This window comes from Marinomonas flavescens, from assembly GCF_004352835.1.
GTDB classification, from domain to species: Bacteria; Pseudomonadota; Gammaproteobacteria; order Pseudomonadales; family Marinomonadaceae; genus Marinomonas; species Marinomonas flavescens.
On record NZ_SJSB01000029.1, the window covers coordinates 1 to 15,042 of the forward strand.

At 39.9% G+C, this 15,042-nt stretch carries 11 protein-coding genes, 1 tRNA gene and 2 pseudogenes; 11 read left to right on the top strand and 3 right to left on the bottom strand.

Translation table 11 applies throughout. The annotated features are described in order from the left end of the window. Positions 1-45: 45 nt before the first annotated feature. Together E0D70_RS17175 and E0D70_RS17180 are read left to right on the top strand one after the other, a co-directional pair. Positions 46-121, top strand: a tRNA-Val gene (locus tag E0D70_RS17175). 532 nt (positions 122-653) lie between these two features. After that, positions 654-1,670: a helix-turn-helix transcriptional regulator gene (locus E0D70_RS17180; RefSeq protein ID WP_133013496.1), complete on the top strand. Its 1,017-nt coding sequence runs from the start codon at positions 654-656 to the stop codon at positions 1,668-1,670. A 314-nt stretch (positions 1,671-1,984) separates the two neighbouring features. On the opposite strand, the gene hglS is transcribed toward E0D70_RS17180, so the two are convergent. Beyond that, the gene (hglS, locus tag E0D70_RS17185) at positions 1,985-3,391 is read right to left on the bottom strand and encodes a 2-oxoadipate dioxygenase/decarboxylase HglS (protein WP_133013497.1); all 1,407 of its coding nucleotides are present in this window, start codon (positions 3,389-3,391) and stop codon (positions 1,985-1,987) included. A 538-nt stretch (positions 3,392-3,929) separates the two neighbouring features. Between hglS and E0D70_RS17190 the strand changes: the two genes are divergently transcribed. The 7 genes and pseudogenes from E0D70_RS17190 to E0D70_RS17220 all read left to right on the top strand — a co-directional run. Beyond that, the gene (locus E0D70_RS17190) at positions 3,930-4,910 is read left to right on the top strand and encodes a Bug family tripartite tricarboxylate transporter substrate binding protein (protein WP_133013498.1); all 981 of its coding nucleotides are present in this window, start codon (positions 3,930-3,932) and stop codon (positions 4,908-4,910) included. Positions 4,911-4,983: 73 nt separating this feature from the next. Continuing rightward, complete coding sequence (locus E0D70_RS17195) at positions 4,984-5,475, top strand: tripartite tricarboxylate transporter TctB family protein (protein WP_133013499.1); 492 nt, start codon at positions 4,984-4,986, stop codon at positions 5,473-5,475. Positions 5,476-5,507: 32 nt separating this feature from the next. Further along, positions 5,508-6,980 carry a tripartite tricarboxylate transporter permease gene (locus E0D70_RS17200; RefSeq protein ID WP_133013500.1) on the top strand — a complete coding sequence of 491 codons (1,473 nt, stop codon included), beginning with the start codon at positions 5,508-5,510 and terminating at the stop codon, positions 6,978-6,980. 129 nt (positions 6,981-7,109) lie between these two features. Further along, positions 7,110-8,507, top strand: a complete 1,398-nt coding sequence (locus tag E0D70_RS17205) for an FAD-binding oxidoreductase (RefSeq protein ID WP_133013501.1) — start codon at positions 7,110-7,112, stop codon at positions 8,505-8,507. An 82-nt stretch (positions 8,508-8,589) separates the two neighbouring features. Then, complete coding sequence (locus E0D70_RS17210; RefSeq protein WP_133013502.1) at positions 8,590-9,354, top strand: electron transfer flavoprotein subunit beta/FixA family protein; 765 nt, start codon at positions 8,590-8,592, stop codon at positions 9,352-9,354. Next, complete coding sequence (locus E0D70_RS17215) at positions 9,351-10,280, top strand: electron transfer flavoprotein subunit alpha/FixB family protein (protein ID WP_133013503.1); 930 nt, start codon at positions 9,351-9,353, stop codon at positions 10,278-10,280. Before E0D70_RS17210 ends, E0D70_RS17215 begins: the two co-directional genes overlap by 4 nt. Positions 10,281-10,427: 147 nt before the next feature. Continuing rightward, a pseudogene (locus E0D70_RS17220) lies at positions 10,428-11,135 on the top strand (electron transfer flavoprotein-ubiquinone oxidoreductase); the annotation flags it as partial. Between the two features lie 109 nt (positions 11,136-11,244). Here the strand turns inward: E0D70_RS17220 and E0D70_RS17225 are convergent. Further along, positions 11,245-12,159, bottom strand: coding sequence for a LysR substrate-binding domain-containing protein (locus tag E0D70_RS17225; RefSeq protein ID WP_133013504.1), 915 nt, complete (start codon positions 12,157-12,159; stop codon positions 11,245-11,247). 332 nt (positions 12,160-12,491) lie between these two features. On the opposite strand from E0D70_RS17225, the gene E0D70_RS17230 reads away from it, so the two are divergent. Together E0D70_RS17230 and E0D70_RS17235 are read left to right on the top strand one after the other, a co-directional pair. Further along, positions 12,492-13,331: a hypothetical protein gene (locus E0D70_RS17230; protein ID WP_133013505.1), complete on the top strand. Its 840-nt coding sequence runs from the start codon at positions 12,492-12,494 to the stop codon at positions 13,329-13,331. Further along, positions 13,324-14,862: a hypothetical protein gene (locus E0D70_RS17235; protein WP_133013506.1), complete on the top strand. Its 1,539-nt coding sequence runs from the start codon at positions 13,324-13,326 to the stop codon at positions 14,860-14,862. Before E0D70_RS17230 ends, E0D70_RS17235 begins: the two co-directional genes overlap by 8 nt. Before the next feature lie 30 nt (positions 14,863-14,892). Here the strand turns inward: E0D70_RS17235 and E0D70_RS17665 are convergent. After that, positions 14,893-15,042 (bottom strand): annotated as a pseudogene (locus tag E0D70_RS17665) (IS30 family transposase); the annotation flags it as partial.

Here is a 15,042-nt window from a genome sequence, read left to right on the forward strand (position 1 = left end):
TTATTTAAGCAATAAGTTATTGGTTAGTAGGGTTTAGCTTAATGCGGGTGTGTAGCTCAGTTGGGAGAGCGTCGCCCTTACAAGGCGAATGTCGGGAGTTCGAACCTCTCCACACCCACCACTCGATAAATTATATTTGAAAGTGTTTTGCTCCTGTAAATCACTGATTCTATTGAGTTTCTAAGTTTTCATTCTTGTCTAATATTCTATTTTCATATATCTCAAATAAATCAAAATATCACTTTAATTTTCCATGTGGCGAATCTGTGACCACCATGTGACCATTCTTAATATTCCGCTTTTCTGTATTTCTCATTAAATAACCATTTTACTTATTTTTTAAGTGTTTTTTGACCTTCGCTTGTTTTGGTTTAGAAAAAAAACCATGATGTACATGGTCACAATTATTCTGTGACCACATTGGTTGCTAAGTTACTTTAATGTATCTAAAGTGTATTTTTCTTTATCAGTGTAACTCACTGACTAATAAAGAAATTACTTGTTAGGGGGTATTGGTCAGCTCTGTCGTAGTTAAAACTCCAATGTGACCAGAGTGCCAATAATAAGTCATTTTTTTGTTTATCGTATTTGAGTGAGTGTCCTCGTATTGAGTACTCGTGTATGGTTTTTACTCTTAATCAGAGGGGCAAGGAGTGGGCACTAATTACAACGCATTATTTCGTCAAATAGAGATCTTAAGAGCTATTCCTGATACCCCAGAGCGTGCTATATCGACTGCAACGATACAAACGGTGTTAGAGGGGAAAGGCTTTAGTGTCCCAGATCGCACTATTCAGAGAGATCTTAAAGCGTTAACTAAGCAATTTGGTTTAAATCGTGATACATCAAAACCTATGTACAGATGGAGTTTTAAAGGTAATAGTCCTATCAACTTTGAGTCCATGGATACGCCTGCGGCTTTGGCGTGGGTTCTTGCTCGGGATCAGGTTTCAGGTTTACTCCCAAAAATTGCCACGGAGCAGCTTAATCAATATTTTGAAGCCGCCCAAAACTACTTAGATGGCTTAAAGCAAAATAGTCTTGTCGACTGGGCCAACCATGTTACCTCATTGCCAAATGGTAAATACTTAGTTCCTGCAAAAGTTGATGATGGGATTTGGTGGAATCTCTCCCTTGCTTTACTTGAAGGCTATGCATTAGATGTCGTTTATAATAAACGCGGTGAGGATGAATCGAAGAGCTACGTCATCCACCCTTATGGGATGATTATTCGTCATAGTGTGAGTTATCTAGTTGGGTCAGCAAATGATTATCAGGATATAGCGCACTTTGCATTACATAGATTTTTGAAGGCAACAAAATCCAAACAAGCCTATCGCCCTGTACCTAGCTTCAATATCCAGGATCACATTTCTTCAGGTGGGTTTGGTGTGAGGATGTCTGAGCCGTTGAGTGATGATATTCAACTTAGAGCTACCGTCAAGAAGGAATTGGCTCAGACGCTGCTGGAGACACCTCTAAGCCTTAATCAAGAGTTGATATCATCAGATCATTCTCACTTGTATGACTTAATTGTTACTGTTCCTAATGATCAGCAAACGTTTATGTGGGTTTTAAGTCATGGTTCACAGATTAATGTAATAGAACCTATGGAGTGGCGTGAAAAAATACATGAGCATGCTAGGGGGATTTTGAATTCTTCAGCATAGGAGATTCTTGGGTAGAATAAGATATATTTTTTCTCAAATGATAGGATTTAAAACCTCATGATCAATGGAAACAGATGTAGGTTGTCTGATAATTATACAACCTGATTTGAATGCTGCTTAGCCGTCTTGTATTTTTTAGATGTAATAACGCCAGCAACACTGGGAGGTACAGGTTATTCACGTTAAGTTTTTAAGTCTGACCATGTTTGATTCTTGATTATTTAGCGGGAGCAGCCTAACTAATTGAAATGTATTATAAATACATTTCAATTAGTTAGTTTTGATTTGACCTCACCTCACCTCACTCTATTATATTAAGCTGTAAATAGTGAAAGATTGAGTATTTCACCGCATTTTACTATTGAGCGCTTTTGCGTATCAGCATAAAGGTCTAGTTCATCAAGTACTTCTGTTCCAAGAGAATTTTGAAAATCTGTTTGATTAGATGAAATTTTGTATTGTGCTTGAGCATTATCTCCGAGGTTTGACTGAAAGATTCCAGCAGCACTAACAGGTAGGAAATCTTCATATACTAGTGACTCGTACTCGATGAAACCAGCGTTAATTAGATCCTTTAAGTTGGTTGGTAACGTCGTATTGTTCAATGCTTCATAGCCTTTATCCGTTACAAAATAGCGGAAGTAGGCTAGATCTTGATCGTTCATTTCTTTGTAAGTATCAGGGAACTTAGAGAAATTTTTTGCTAATATTTCTGTGTAATGTTCTGCGTTTTTCTCATTAGGAAATTCTTTCAATTCAGACCGGCTAGCGTTCAGTAGTTCGTCATATAGTGCTCTGCCTTTTGGAGTTAAAGCAGCACCACGTTGTTCAATTTCCCCGAAGCGAGCAGTGTGACTGCCTGCTTCACTACTTTGGTTACTGAATGTTACTTTTTCTTGTAAAGCTTTGAAGCTAGTTTGGCGCAGTAAAATAGGGCAATTGCGACGTGGTGGACCTTCTACAACTGCTTTCGGTGTAATGTTTCGAGCTGGCATTTGAGCTTGAACTTGGTCGATATCTAGCGTGCGAGGGGTCAAGTGGTTTATGTGAGGCCCCTTGAAGGCAACCACATCTGCAATCAGCCTGTGTTGATTATGTAGCCTTTTATATTCATCACTTGTGACGGTTGCGCTCGTGTGCCAGCGAAACGTTTCTAAGGCTTCATGAATGAAAGTCCATGCATCAGCTTGGCTCAGTCCACCGTCGTGTGCACACTGTTCGATTAGTTCTAATACTCTCGGAGTGAATATCTGTCTTTTAGCGAGTGTGTCTTTTGCGAGTTGTCGTGTCTCTGGATTATCTATCAATTCGAGTCTAAGTAGCGATGTAAAAACTCGAAAAGGACTTATTTGTAAGTCTTCCTCATGTACCGCGCGAAACGCGGTGGAATGCACTGGTACGCCAGAGGGTGTTAAATCGTAGTATCCAACTGGTTCCATTCCCATGACGGCAAAAAGACGACGAATTGTTGAAAGTTCAGATGGTGTGCCTACACGAATGGCGCCATGACGTTCCATCGATAAGCGCTTCATCTCGCCAGTTCGTTCTAAATGAGCTTTAGTGTTTGTTGATTTCTCTAGTACTTCTTGATTTGTGTCTTCTACTAAGGAAAGTAGGTCGCCATAAAGAGGCACCTCTTTCCGGTACATATCAGACATGTGCTTAGAAAACTGTGCACGGATTTCAGAGGGGTTCACAAAATTCTTATTCTTTGGTTGCATGGTTAAAACCTTTCGGAAATATTCAATTGGATTTTTCAATCTTCGGGCTATTGTGTTTAAGTAAATCTTTAATGTGAATAAGTTTGGTGTAGATGGACTCATGATATAAAGCGATTTATATGCATAACATCATTCTAAAATTGCATGGGAGATGTGAAAATAAACACTTTATTAATACGAAATATGTATTAATTTTTGAAGTGACTTGTTGGAATCAACGATCTCTATCGTTAGCAGGTTTTATGTTTTTAGAACTCTATTCGCTGTTTTTGTTGGTTTTTTTTGTTTTTCTATGGTTGATTTTTAAAAAGTAGATTTTAGTTTGAAATAAATTATGCATTCATTAATTGCATGATAGGCGTTCATATTTTGATGTTGTCTTATGCTTTTTTTTAAAAGAGTATGTGTGTCGAAGGTTTTGTTATTTTGATGCTTTAAAAAATAATACCGGAATTAGAAACTATTCGATATTTAAATACTGAATATGCGAATGCATAAACGAAACCCAAGCCGAAATAAAAATAAAAGAGGCAAAAAAATGAATATTAAGAATACTGTTATCGCAATTTCCCTTGTTACTTCTAGTCTTGTTATGGGGTCAAGCTCTGTCTATGCCGATTGGCCAACGAAGGATATTCACTTAGTAGTGCCGTATTCTGCGGGTGGCAATACGGATATATTATCTCGTGAAGTGGCGCATTTACTACAAAAAGAACTTGACGTAAACGTCATTGTAGAGAATCGACCTGGTGCTGGCTCAACGGTAGCGACGGGGCGACTTGCTCGAGGTGGCCGTAATGCTGATCACACCATTTTGATGGCATCACCTGGACATGTGATTGGTGCTTCCATCTATCCTAATCTTCCTTATAACGCTGTCAGCGATTTCAAATTTATAACGAAGTTGCTTGATGCTCCGAATATTATGGTTGTGCCTTCTAGCAGTCCATATAACACTGTTGCAGAATTTATTGCAGCGGCTAAATCGAAGCCTATGACCTTCAGTCATCCTGGAGTAGGTAGCTCCGTACATATGTCTGGGGAGTTATTTAAAACACTAACTAAAACAAAACTCACTGCGGTTCCATTCCCTGGCAGTGGTGCCGCACTTCCTGCTCTTTTAAGTGGTGATGTTGATGTCTCATTTGAGAACGCCTCTACTGTTCTTCCTTATATTCAGTCTGGTGGTTTGAAAGCCCTTGCCGTTACTTCTAAAACTCGTTTCAAAGCATTGCCTAATGTGCCAACGGTTATAGAAACTGAAGGTTATGATTTAAGTGGATTTGTTACAACGGTATGGAATGGAGTAATTGCTGGAAATGCTTTCCCAGATGAAGGTGTTGAAGTTTTACAAGCTGCATTGCAACGTGTGAAAGAAAGTGAAGAGTTTAATGCATTCATCGATAAGATGGGCGCTGAGGCAAGCCCTCTCTCTGGAGAGGAGTTCAAGTCGTTTATCTCATCAGAAGTTATCCGTTGGAAGATGGTTGCTGAAGAAGCGGGTGTTCGTCAGAGCTAATATAGCTGCCGAATTAGAGAGGTAGTTTTTTCCTACCTCTCTAAATACTAGTAAGCTTAATAAGGTACTTAAAATGTTCAAAGGATCTAAGCAATCATCCGCTGATATTTCTACAGTCTTGGTCGGCATTGTGATGCTGGTCTTCGCTTGTCTATTACTGTTTTATCTTATCCCTCATTATGTTACTGAGCCGGCAATAGTTCAAAATCCTATGATGTCTCCAAGCTGGCTACCTCGTTACATGGGGTGGTTGATTTTTTTAATATCGATTTTACTCATAGTCCAAGGCTTATTTCGTAATGATAAAGGACATAAGGAATCTGCAGGTTCTCAGCAAGGCCCCATTTTACGATTTTTGTTAATGGCTCTAGCATTAGTCGTATATTTGTCTTTTTTTGAGTTAATTGGCGCTATATTTAGTGGTGCCCTAGCCACTCTTATACTTTTTGTTGCTCATCCAATTCAAAAAAAATGGGTATACAGCCTCGCATTTATTATTCCTGTTGTTATCACTTTATTATTTACCAAGGTTTTAGGTGTGCCATTACCTGAAATGCCTTATTAAATAAGATTCTTGAGTATATTTAGGATTATTTTATGGAAAATTTTTCAGAAGTCTTATCACTTTTTTTTGTATGGGATAACTTCATTGCAATTGCCATCGGTGTTTTCTTAGGTGTAGTAATTGGTGCTATCCCTGGGCTTACAACAACCATGGCTGTTGCGTTAGCGTTGCCTTTTACATTCTCTATGGCGCCTGTTTCAGCGATACTGCTACTAGTAGGGATATATAAAGGTGGTATGTATGGCGGGTCTATAACAGCAATATTGATCCGTACACCAGGCACACCAGCTTCCGCTTGTACGCTACTGGATGGGTATCCTATGGCACAGAATGGTGAGGCGAAAAAAGCGCTAAAAATGTCTCTATACTCTTCAGTGATAGCCGATTTCATATCTAATATTTCATTGATATTTTTTGCGGCGTACCTTGCGAAAATAGCTTTAAATTTTGGTGCTCCGGAATTCTTTTGGCTTATCTGTTTTTCCCTTACCATCATCGTGTCTTTATCAGGGTCTTCCGTTCTCAAAGGCTTTTTAGCGGCTGCATTAGGTCTCATGATTTCTTTAGTAGGTTTAGATCCTGTTTATGGATCTCAAAGGCTCACTTTTAATGACTACAATTTGATGGATGGAATCTCGTTCGTTCCGTTGCTAATTGGTCTATTTGCTATCCCTGAAGTGATTGATTTTTACCAACGAAAAGTTGTATCAAAAACCGTTATAAATGCAAGTGGTAAAGAGATTTCTTGGAGTGAGTTCAAAAGATGCATTAAAACAATTGTTCGAGGCAGTTTCATTGGAGTCATCATTGGTGCTATTCCAGGTAGTGGTGCGACTGCAGCAGCCTTTATTTCTTACAGTGAGGCACGAAGAAAATCTCCAAATAGAGAAAATTTTGGTAAAGGTGAAATAGAGGGCGTTGCAGCCGCTGAAGCAGGAAATAATGGTGTAGCAGGAGCTACCATGATTCCTTTGCTTTCTCTTGGGATTCCTGGAGATGTAGTGACGGCGATTATTCTAGGGGCGTTCATGATTCATGGACTGACACCAGGTCCTTTAATGTTCCAAAATAACCTCTCAATCATCTATGCACTCTTCTTAGGAATCATGGTTAGCTCCTTGTTTTTATTAGTTGTTGGGCTTGGTGCCATAAAGTATTTCTCAAAAATTGCAGATGTTCCAAAGGAAATTTTATTCCCAATCATTGTTATGTTTTGTGTCTATGGCGCTTATGCCGTTAATAATAATACATTTGATATTTGGTTAATGATGGGGTTTGGTGTTCTGGGCTATATATTCAATAAAACAGGGATTGCATCAGCGCCTTTTTTAATAGGATTCATATTGGGGCCTATGTTCGAAGATAATCTTCGCAGATCATTGTTAATTGGAAATTATGATATGTCCATTTTCTTTAGGGGGCCGATTACTTGGTTTTTTATCACCCTTACACTAGGGTCAATCTTGTTTTCTTTTAAGCGATGGCTTTCTTATAGGAATAAATAGAAAGTTATTGTTCTGATTTAAAAAATCAATTCAAAAATTCAATAATTAATTTCCTTCTCTGGTAAGGATTATTCTTGCCTGTTTATAAAGATTTTTATATTCACATTTATTATAAGATTGAGGATTTATATGGATACTTTATTGGGTGCCATAGAAAGAGTAGTAGGTGAGAAAAATATTCTGCGAGGTGAGGATGTCCGTGCACGATCAGCAGATTGGATTACAAGAGAGCCGTGTTTGGCGTTAGCGCTTGTTAGGCCAGTTAGTGTCGGTCAGTTATCACAAGTCATGGCTTTGTGTTACGAAGCGGATCAGCCAGTCGTGACACATGGTGGTTTGACGGGCTTGGTGCGCGGCGCTGTAGCCGCATCGAATGATTTAGTTATCTCGCTTGAGCGTATGACTGAAATTGAATCGGTTGATCCTGTGGGCGGTACTTTGACTGTCCAGGCTGGGGCGCCACTCCAAGTTGTTCAAGAAGCTGCGGAGCAAATCGGGATGCAGTTCGCGTTGGATTTGGGTGCTCGTGGATCTTGTACTATCGGTGGCAATATTGCGACGAATGCGGGCGGTATAAGAGTTATCCGCTACGGCATGATGCGTGATCAAGTGCTGGGTCTTGAAGTGGTACTGGCTGACGGTTCAGTGGTCAGTTCAATGAATAATATGCTTAAAAATAACGCTGGTTATGATTTAAAACATATGTTTATCGGGAGTGAAGGAACGCTTGGAATCGTTACCCGTGCGGTTCTCAAATTACAACCACAGCAGTCTGCGTCACAAACGGCTCTAGTTGCTTGCGACAGCTTTGAAAATCTCATTGGATTACTGCAGCACATGAGACAAACCTTAGGGGGAGAGCTCGGCGCATTTGAAGTGATGTGGCGCAGTTATTATGCATTATTGACGGAAGAAAGCGGTCGTCATAATCCCCCTCTCGATACAAGTTCTCCTTTTTATGTGTTGATAGAGAGTTTGGGTAATGACCAAGCAGAGACAGCACAACGATTTGAGCAAGCGATTACATCGGCTTTTGAAAAAGAACTTTTAAGCGATGCTGTAATAGCAAGCTCGGATGCACAGCGTGATCGTCTTTGGGCTATTCGAGAAGATATAGAAGGGCTTTCAGAGTTAATCGCTCCACGTTTTGTTTTTGATATTAGTTTATCGATTGTAGACATGAATACCTATGTTAATGCATTAGAAGTTTCAGTGAGAGATATCTGGCCAGATGCCAAAGTGGTTGTATTTGGACATTTAGGTGATGGTAATTTGCACGTCTCAATTTCTACAGGAGAAGTTAATGAGGAAATGCGGATTATCATTGAGGACTTAGTTTATAAGCCACTACAAGCCATTGGTGGATCTATTTCAGCAGAGCACGGGATAGGTATAAAGAAGAAAAATCATTTAAATATTTCTAGAAACCCTGGTGAAATAGCGTTGATGATGAAGCTAAAAGAAGTAATGGATCCGAAAGGTTTATTGAATCGTGGAAAAGTTTTACCGGATAAAACTAACTTATAATGATTTCAAATTTAGATTTTTGAATGTTAATGATTCTAAGGTAAACGCTAATTCACTCAAATAAGAATGTCGAGATATTTTTATGAAAATCATTGTTAGCGTCAAGCGCGTTATTGATTACAACGTTAAAGTACGCGTAAAGACTGATAACTCAGATGTGGATTTGACTAATGTTAAAATGTCTCTAAATCCTTTTTGCGAAATTGCGGTTGAAGAAGCAATCCGTCTAAAAGAAGCGGGTGTGGCTTCTGAAATCGTGGTGGTGTCAATCGGTCCTAATGCTGTTCAAGAGCAGCTGCGTACTGCCATGGCACTTGGTGCGGATCGTGCCATACATATCGAAACGGAGATGCAGCCAGAGCCACTAAACGTGGCTAAACTCCTCACTAAGATCGTGGAAGCGGAGGAGCCTGGATTGGTAATCCTAGGCAAGCAATCTATCGACTCTGATAATAACCAAGTCGGTCAGATGCTAGCCGCTTTGACCGGCTGGCCTCAAGGTACTTTTGCTTCGGAGGTAAAGATTGAAGATGGCAAGGCATTAGTGACTCGCGAAGTGGATGGTGGACTACGGACTTTATCATTAACTCTGCCCGCTGTTGTTACTACAGACTTGCGACTAAATGAACCACGTTACGCCAAATTACCAGACATCATGAAAGCCAAGCGAAAACCAATGGAGGTGAAAACGCCAGCAGACTTGAACGTTCATCTTAAGAAGCATATTTCTCAATTAAAAGTAGAAACACCACCTCAACGCCAAGTGGGCATTAAGGTTGATAGTGTTGATGCGCTAATTGATAAGCTGAAAAACGAAGCCAAGATTATTTTAAGGAAATTGGGATGAGTATTTTACTAATTGCTGAACACGACAATAACAAACTCAATCCAGTGACCTTAAGTGCAGTGACTGCTGCTCGTCAAATTGGTGGCGAAATTACAATGCTGGTCGCAGGCAGTAGTTGCCAGAGTGTTGCTAATGACGCTGTCAAGGTTATGGGTCTTAGCAAGGTGTTGTTGGCTGATAGCGCAGTGTATGAAAAAGGGTTGGCGGAAAGTCTAAGTGCCTTGATTGTTGAGCTGGCTGCTGACTATAGCCATATTATAGCCGCAGCGAGCAGTACCATTAAGGATGCAATGCCACGTGTTGCAGCCTTACTTGATGTCGGGCAACTTACAGAGATCGTTGGTGTTGAATCAGAAGATACTTTTAAGCGCCCGATCTACGCTGGTAATGCCATCGCAACGGTTCATTCCCATGATGCGGTTAAGGTTATCACTGTTCGAGCTTCAGCGTTTGATAAGGTTGAAGCTGAAGGTGGTAATGCCAGCATTGACGTTGTAAATGTTGTCTTCGATATGGGAGTCTCGCGTTTCGTTAGTGAAGCGTTACTTAAATCAGATCGTCCAGAGTTGGCGGTCGCAAACACCGTGATTTCTGGCGGACGGGGCATGGGCTCTGCCGAGAGTTTTAATTTGCTTGAAAAGGTTGCCGACAAACTTGGGGCTGCGGTTGGTGCTTCTCGTGCTGCTGTAGATGCTGGTTTTGTAAGCAACGATCTGCAGGTTGGTCAGACCGGAAAAATTGTGGCACCGGAGTTATATATTGCCGTGGGGATTTCTGGTGCGATCCAGCATTTAGCGGGGATGAAAGAATCTAAGGTGATTGTGGCGATCAATAAGGATGAAGAAGCGCCAATCTTCCAAGTGGCTGATTATGGTTTGGTAGGCGATCTGTTTGAGATTCTACCTGAACTGGAAGCGAAGCTCTAAAACCGAGTCCAAAACTTCTAATTATACTCTGTAAAATTAAACGCGGCTGACGGTGATCCTTTCTCATATGGATCATCGTGTATAGTCACGCGCTCATTATTAGTAAACGAGGTTTCCCCATGCGTGAATCCATGGGGTTTGATGTGGTTATTGATCGGTTGCAATGCAGGCACTCGTAATTTTAGTAAGATAAAAGGAACCCATACCGCCATGAAATCGGGCATGTTGGCTGGTGAAGCTGTGTTTGAAGCCATTACTGAGGGTAATGAAGGCGGTTCTGAACTGAATAACTTCAGTAACAAATTTTAGGCGAGCTGGGCTTATGATGAACTATTTCGATCCCGTAATTTTGGACCATCGATGCATAAATTCGGGCCGATTCTCGGAGGCGCTTTTAATTTTGTCGATCAGAATCTATTTGGTGGTAAATTGCCAATAACGCTGCATGATAACAAGCAGGATTATTCTCAGCTGAAGCCTGCGGATCAGTGCACGAAAATTAACTATCCCAAGCCAGATGGCAAGCTCAGTTTCGATAAACTGTCCTCAGTATTTATCTCAAACACTAATCACGAAGAAGGTCAGCCCTGTCATCTTAAATTGAAGGACTCAAGTCTTCCAATAGTGCGCAACCTACCTATTTTCGCAGAGCCTGCTCAACGCTATTGTCCCGCGGGAGTGTATGAGGTTAATGAAGGAGGATCTGGTGCGTTTTTTCAGATTAACTCGCAGAACTGTTTACACTGTAAAGCGTGCGATATTAAGAACCCTTCACAGAATATCAACTGGACGGCTCCTGAAGGTGCTGGCGGACCTACCGTACTGCTTTTATACCAAAGCTCTGCTAGTCGTTAATAGTTTTACTTGGCCAGTACAGAACAGTGCTGTTCTGGATAGGGATTCGAGAGATCTTAGACGATCAAGTAGCCTGTGATGTTATTTATCGGTTCAGGGTCGCTTCTGGTTATTGGGTAGACATTTTTAGAAGCCACTCCCGCAAAGCTGAGACAGTAGGAGACTGGTCTTGATGAGGAGTTATATGTAGAGAGAAGTCATATTTTAGTGCGTCTACTTTTAATGGGGTGAAAGGTATAACGAGTGACCCGTTTGCAATTTCATCTTCAACGAGACAAGAGGGTACCAACGCAATTCCAATTCCAGCGGATGCGGCTTGGAGTACATGGGAAGTCATTTCGAATTGAGGTCCAAGACGAATATTAGTTGTTGAAAGGTCATGGACTGCAAACCATTGAAACCAATCATCAGGCCTTGTTGATACTTGTAAAAGCGTGTGTAATCCGGCATCAGATGGTGTGTTAAAAGGTATCCTTTCGAGTAGTGCAGGGCTGACTACTGGTACTAAATAATCCTTGACTAGGTGGTAGGATGTCATTCCTGGCCAAGCTCGACCACCACCACTTATAGCAGAGTCTATTCCTTCTAATTCCATATTAAATTGGCGTACTTTTGCATGTATGTGAACAAGAATGTTGGGGTGCTCAATATAGAAATCAGCCAAACGTGGCATTAACCATTTTGCAGCGAAGGTTGGTAAGCAGGCAAGGTTAATTGATGTTGCTGTAGTCTTATAGGTATTTAAATTTTGTGACGCATTGCGTATTCGTTGAAGTCCACTGCTCACTTCTCGCATGTACATTGCACCCGCATCATTCAATTGTAATTGTTTTCCGTTTCGGTCAAATAATTCAACTTCCAGTAAATCTTCCAATGAGTGTATGTGCCTGCTTACAACGCTTTGTGTGAGAGAAAGCTCTTTGGCTGCTAACGTAAAGCTAAGGTTTCTTGCAGATGCTTCAAAAGCTAATAACCAAGGCATGGAGGGGGTAAGTCGGCGCTGGTTTGTTGATTTATTAGTCATACATGTACTCTATAGACCTCTGTTCCAATTTTTAGAATTTTAGGAAGTTTAAATGTAGTGACTTAAATGTACAATTACTGAAATGCCAGATTTATACCTTAAATCAAATAGGTATGAATTAGAATAAGATAGCGAAAGAGCTTCGTGTAAACAATCCACTTTCATTAGATAGCTTCAGCGTAACTCATGACCTATTTCGGGATTTTATAAAACCTACCTTTTACGTCATATGGTGACGTTTCATTTTAATTGAACTCTTTTCTTCTGTGTTTCATCTGTTAGTATCGAAAAGTCAACTGATTGATTTTTGTACTTTAATAGATGAGGTCTGCATGTCTGAAATGAACTTGGGTGAAGTGGTCTGTAAGGTGAATCTTAAAATCAAGGGCATTTCTGTTGATGAAAAATCAGGAACAGTCTTTATTTCGGCAATAGGGACTGCTGGTAACAAAGATACAAATTCATCGGGTAAGCTCTTTAGCTGTATTACTAAAATTTCTAATAGTACTGAGCTGAGAAAGATGGAGAAAAAGGGGGCTGGTTTTAAGCTTGAAAGTGACCGGTTTACCCTTAGTATAAGGCCAGATCAGTACTTTGAAATTCTTTATCGATTTGATGACATGGATGACGACCTATTTGGTTGTATAAAGCAAATAGTTAGAGATGAGGTTTATAAATATTTCAAAATTAACCAAGAAAATGCAATCAATTTAAAAAAGCAAAATCAAATGCTGGATAACGCTGCATATGAAGGTGCTGGTGAAAATTGTGTTCAAGACTCCTATGAGTCAGCAAAAATTCTCTACAGCCTATCTGAAGGTGAAGAGTTTACAGTTGAGGTTGAAGGGCGTGATGCAATTAAAATAGACTTTATTTCTGAGCCACCTAAGCCAATTTTAAAGATTGATAATAAACCAATAGCGCTAAATGGCTATAGAGTTAAATCTATAGATTTTGACTTACATCAGTTAACAGCAGTGACTGACAATGAAAGATTAAAGAATATCATTCTAAGTCCAGAAGATTTCAAATTATTTTACGAAAGTTATTCGAGTGAGTTTTTATCTGGTAGTCAGGATTTTAATTTTTTAGTAAAGGAAAGTGTTGGAAGAAAGTTTAGTTTGATTTCATACTCAGAGTCCGAGTATAAGCAGGCTGAGCTTAGTGTTTAATTTTGACGATTTTATATCTAATTGGCCAGATAGGGTTCCAAATATCTGTCGAGAGCCAGCCATCCGAAAATATCTGGAAATAATCAATGAAACAGATATTTCTAACGACCTAATGTTTTCACTTTCCTTTTTACAAAGTCATATTGGGATGGAGCCTGTCGATGGATATGACACGCGTATACTTATCGAAAACACAAGGAATAGACTTGTTGTTTATTCAGTTTCTTCTTTGTCTGCCCTAAAAATAGATCATATACATTCGGATAGTAAAAGAGTTATCTGTTTTTTACAGATGTCTGTTTTTATTGCCTTATTTTCCAATAGAAATGCTACCAACTCATCTTCAACAATCATGGAGGTCGCTTGTAATATAAGGCGGTTAATTACGAAACCTCCTGAACAGTTGCTTGAGGTTCCAAATGACTTAAGCTTTATTGAAACTGTTGAATACATAGTTCATATTAACTTTAAAAATAATTCATTATCTAATTCTTATTTAAAAGAAGTACAGCATGGCTGGTCGATTTTTACTCAGTTAAAAGGTGGTGCTCGTGTTGAAATAATCCCACCACGAAGAAAACGGCGTCATAAGCCACAGATTCAAACGCAGCCAATACCCTTTTCTGGTAATGAATTAACGATAGAGGAGCCCGAAGAGAGCCAGCACATTGAATTAGATGAAAGCTCTGTATTTCCAGTTCGTGCTGCACAGCGAGATTTATTTCGTAATCAAATTATTGAAACCAGAGAGCAGTTTGGTCTGCTTTTATGTCCAGTACGTTTGTCATTACTAGAAATACACAGTGTTCAAAAATGGTTGAGTGTAACGCCTAGTACACCATCATCTGTATTAGCGTCATTAGCTATGCTCACTGCGTTGAAAGAGCATGAAATTTTGGGGCTGCATGTTACTAATTTAACGACTGAAGTAGAGTCACTAATGAGTGATGAAGCTGTGTATGGCGTGGTTGATTTTCAGGCACACGTTTACTGGCGTAAAGAACTTGATGTCCAAAACCGCTTTAATCCTACAGAAGAAAACTTGCCTTGGTTAAATAATCATCATCAATGGTTAGCGTTGCCCATCCCTGACCTTTTTATTCAAATCATGTCTGGTTTAGCGCTTGATTCTGATCAATGCACAGTCGAGACATGGCTAGCTCTCAGCGATGAAAAACAAGCTAAAGAGTTTCTTAATCGTGCCTGTAGAGAAATTCGAGAAATGGGGCAATTACAAAGGCCTATTAGTAGAAGGGCGCTTCGTTACTGTCTATTTGCTTGTGTTGCTGATTTGTTCGGACAACATGTTGCGTCGTTAATTTTTGCAAATAACAGCTTTTCTAACTCGACAAGACATTACTACATGGCTGCGAATGCAGAAGGCCTTCAGTGGCTCTTTGTACAAGCCATCAACCCATTTACACCGGTTGATATATCCAGTGTCCGAGATATTGATCAAACAGGGACAGTAGGATCTCGTCTATCTATTTCAGAGGCTCTTTTTAAACAACGATTAGCAAGTAAGGCCTGAATTCAAGTCCGAAGTGCGACACTTTTCACTTCAAGTAACTAAGCACATTTCTTTAAACACTACGGCTGGTTGCTTGAACCCTAAACACTTCCTTGGACGATTATTTATTCGTCTCATTGCGAAGTGTATTCTCTCTTCTGTAACACGCCTTAAATCAGTACCTTTGGGCACATATTGCCT